The 2,660-nt window shown below is 63.7% G+C and carries 5 protein-coding genes; all 5 read left to right on the plus strand.

The genetic code is table 11. From position 1 onward, the window contains the following. Window positions 1-366: 366 nt before the first annotated feature. The 5 genes from Q8K99_10040 (at window position 367) to Q8K99_10060 (ending at window position 2,502) form a co-directional block, all read left to right on the plus strand. Window positions 367-648 carry a type II toxin-antitoxin system Phd/YefM family antitoxin gene (locus Q8K99_10040; GenBank protein MDP2182890.1) on the plus strand — a complete coding sequence of 94 codons (282 nt, stop codon included), beginning with the start codon at window positions 367-369 and terminating at the stop codon, window positions 646-648. Further along, the gene (locus Q8K99_10045) at window positions 645-986 is read left to right on the plus strand and encodes a type II toxin-antitoxin system RelE/ParE family toxin (GenBank protein MDP2182891.1); all 342 of its coding nucleotides are present in this window, start codon (window positions 645-647) and stop codon (window positions 984-986) included. Before Q8K99_10040 ends, Q8K99_10045 begins: the two co-directional genes overlap by 4 nt. 101 nt (window positions 987-1,087) lie before the next feature. Then, window positions 1,088-1,651: a hypothetical protein gene (locus tag Q8K99_10050; protein ID MDP2182892.1), complete on the plus strand. Its 564-nt coding sequence runs from the start codon at window positions 1,088-1,090 to the stop codon at window positions 1,649-1,651. A gap of 115 nt (window positions 1,652-1,766) precedes the next feature. Next, window positions 1,767-2,114, plus strand: coding sequence for a DUF3024 domain-containing protein (locus tag Q8K99_10055; protein ID MDP2182893.1), 348 nt, complete (start codon window positions 1,767-1,769; stop codon window positions 2,112-2,114). Next, window positions 2,098-2,502 (plus strand): hypothetical protein, encoded by a 405-nt coding sequence (locus Q8K99_10060; protein ID MDP2182894.1) that lies wholly within the window; start codon window positions 2,098-2,100, stop codon window positions 2,500-2,502. The genes Q8K99_10055 and Q8K99_10060 overlap by 17 nt, the downstream gene beginning before the upstream one ends. The last annotated feature ends 158 nt before the right edge of the window (window positions 2,503-2,660 follow it).

Here is a 2,660-nt window from a genome sequence, read left to right on the forward strand (position 1 = left end):
GAGGTCGTATCGCGCACAGGCGCGGTCGGCTGCGCTCCCTCGGCGGCCGGGAGCCACGGAGCGTGACAGCGAGGTGGGCGCATGCGGGAGCGGAGTGGTCGGCCCTGTGATCCCGGAGCGCGTCGACCTGGGGGCAAGATCGTCTCTTGGTGCATCGCTCTGGACGGCTACCGCCGTCCTTCCCGCTCGCCGAACCAGCGCGTCAACCTGACAAACCTCGGCGATGGAGCTACGCTTCTTACGAGGCCTCGTCGGCCTCGGTTTGCAGGTTACGCGCAACAACGTTCGACCCAACCAATCTCCCCGATGACAGTCGCCATGCCGTACGCTAAGATGTACAGCACAGAGTCGTTCTTGGGAGGTAGCATGTCCGCACTTCGCCCGTCATCCGACGTTCTACCCGTGACGGAGTTCCGCGCCAACACGTCTAGCATGCTCAGCCGACTGCATGCCACCAAGCGCCCCGTCGTCTTGACCCAGCACGGTCGCAGCGCCGCCGTCGTGATGGACGTCAGCGTCTATGAGGGGATGCTCGACGAGATCGCCATCCTCCGGGACATCCGCATTGCGGAGGAGCAGATCGCGCGCGGCGAGGGCATCCCCCATGAGGAAGTCGTCGCGCGGCTGCGTGCGAAGCTAATCAAGTGAGAGTCACTTGGGCCCCGCTGGCGGAGGCGCAAGTCGCTGAAGCGTTTGCCTACATCGCGGCGGAACGGCCGGCCGCAGCGCTGAAGTGGTTCGAGCGCATCGTCGCAAGAACCGAGTCGTTGTCGGCGTTGCCTGATCAGGGGCGCATGGTCCCGGAGGGGGAACGCGAGTCAGTACGTGAAGTCCTCGTCGCGCCGTACCGAGTCGTGTACCACCGTGACGAAGAGGCTGTCGTGGTTCTCACGGTCCAGCACGAGCGGCGCGACTTGGATCTCGAAGGCGTACCTCTGAGGTGGGTCGAACCAGCGCATCGAGCAGAACGCGGAGAGATGGAATGACCCGAGGGCGCTGAGCGTCTGCTCATGCGCAACAACGTTCGACAGACAGGGCGTTCCTGCGGTTCACACGTTTCGCGGGCATGCGAGGAATAGGGGGCTACGTGAGCAGGTGGTCCAGCGGATTGATCGCTCTGTGCATCGTGCTTGCAGTTGTGAGTGGATGCAGTAGCCGGAACGTCCCAGTGGTCGAGGAGGCCCCCAAGCCCGAGCCGGAGTCGACACCGCTCGCCTCGGTCCCGGATCTGACCGGCAAGACCCTCAGTGAGGCCTACGGTCTCCTTGGCAACTTGGAGACAACGGTGGTCGTCGTGTTCCCGGCTGCTGAGACCACTGGCGTCGTCCCAGCACACACCACAGCGGGCGTGTTCAAGCCCGAGCATGTCACACGGTTCTCGATCGACAATCGCCCGCTTCCGCTGGCAGAGGTCTCGAAGCCCGGACGGGACGGCTTCGAGCACTCGATCGTGGAGCAGTCGCCGCAGCCTGGGACGCCGCTGGAGGGACTGGCCATGATCACGCTCAGGCCAGGCCCGCATCCGGGCAGCGCCACAACGCTGTGGCTGGTGGGCCATCGGACGTACGTCGAGGACAACGGAGCTGCACCATGCTTCGACTGTCACGACGAAGAAGCGTGCGGCCACTGCCATACGCGTGTATCGGATTGACCCTGACGCCTGCTCGTCGAACCCCGGCATCGAGCGGACGGCGGAAGCGCTAGGATGAACATGCGCGGCGAAACCCGCCGCTCATGCCGTAACACGTTGATGCACAGGAGAGACGATGGCGTTTTCCGAGTTCGAGCTGAGGCTGATCGATTCCACAGTCGGCGATCTGTGTAGACGCAACTCGCCCGCCCGCGTCGCAGACCAGCTTCGGACGGTGTACGACATCGAGGGACACGCCGTCACCATCTTCGAGGAGCGCCCGGATTGGATGGACTCCTCCCTTCCCTGGATGCGCAACCCGGTCGCCCGACTGCGCTTCTATCGGTCGCGGGGTGAATGGGTGCTGTACTGGATGCCTTCAGATCTCAAGTGGCACGCGTATGAGCCCGCAGATGACATCTCTGACATCCGCAAGCTCGTCGCAATCGTCGAGCAGGACGCGCACTGTGCGTTCTTCGGGTGATATCGGGGTCGGCACCGACCATCTTGGGAGCGTCGATCCGTTGATCGCGGTCCAGCTCGCGAAGTTGTTCCAGCGAAACGGATACGTGCGACGACAGAACCCCGGCCGTGTCGCCGGAGAAGGATGGACACGCTACAAGAAGGGTGACGAGGTGCGACTCGTCGTCGGCAGCGAGGTTGACCTGCAACGTCTGCGCGGACTCTTGTCCCAAGCTGGATTCCGTCCCGGCAAGGCGTATGTGCAAGGCAGCGGCTGGCGGCAGCCGCTGTACGGTCGTAAGCAGGTGGCCGCCTTCCTCCAGATGGTCGACGCAGTGACGCTGGCATCTAACCCGGGCGTCAACCCGACAACGCCGTGTGAGGTAGACTCGGGCGGGGAGCGGGCGTAGGCGTTGCGGGTTACGCCCAAACACGTTGATATGAGATGGCCAGTCAACCTCGTAGGTCTCATGGTGGTCTTCGCCCTTGAGTAGATGCAAGCGGGCGGGCACATGGGAACGGCGATCGACCATGCTGATATCCGGGGATTGGAACCCCACATCTCGGT

It is taken from the genome of Actinomycetota bacterium, from assembly GCA_030682655.1.
GTDB lineage: Bacteria > Actinomycetota > Coriobacteriia > Anaerosomatales > JAUXNU01 > JAUXNU01.

Excerpts from the sequence above, each read along its gene's own strand:
- Q8K99_10040 (MDP2182890.1), top strand. The coding sequence starts at position 367 with ATGTCCGCACTTCGCCCGTCATCCGACGTTCTACCCGTGACGGAGTTC.
- Q8K99_10055 (MDP2182893.1), top strand. The coding sequence starts at position 1,767 with ATGGCGTTTTCCGAGTTCGAGCTGAGGCTGATCGATTCCACAGTCGGC.